Raw genomic sequence first — 548 nt, forward strand, 5'->3', positions numbered from 1 at the left:
GTAAGCGTCCGGCCGACCACGTGTTGCGCGGTCGGCGCTGGACGGTGAAGGACGGTTCCTGAAGGGAGTTCTTTCTGGACTCCAGAAGGAGGTCCTGTGATCGAAGGTGGCGGCGTGATCGTGCGCACGGAGCGACGGCGGCGCTATTCTGACGCAGAGAAGGCGGCGATCGTCGCCGAGAGCCTGCGTCCCGATGTCACGGTGGTGTCGGTCGCGCGCAGGCATGGCATTGCCAAGAGTGTGATCTACAACTGGCGTGCCAACCGGCGCGAGGCTGAAGCGATTGCAAGGGAGGCGCTGGAGTTCATCCCATGTGGCCAGTTCGTGGCGACCCCGGAGCGAGCTTCAGCGTGCGAGATCATTGCTGACGAACCGGAGTCTTCGGTCGGCCCCTTGGCGCAAGATGTTGCGGCTTCTCCTCCGCCCGGGCAACAACGAGCAGGCGCGATTGCCATCGAGCTTGGCAACGGTGCGCGCCTGACCGTCGACAGCTTCGTCAACGAGAAGGCGCTCGCCCGGGTTCTGCGCGCGTTGAAGGCCGTGCCATG

At 64.8% G+C, this 548-nt stretch carries 1 protein-coding gene; it reads left to right on the forward strand.

The window, feature by feature from the left end:
- Positions 1-96: 96 nt before the first annotated feature.
- Positions 97-548 (forward strand): transposase (locus tag AX708_RS06240; RefSeq protein WP_082747208.1); only part of this gene is annotated, 452 nt, incomplete at its 3' end.

It is taken from the genome of Erythrobacter sp. CCH5-A1 (assembly GCF_001557115.1).
Taxonomy (GTDB): domain Bacteria; phylum Pseudomonadota; class Alphaproteobacteria; order Sphingomonadales; family Sphingomonadaceae; genus Erythrobacter.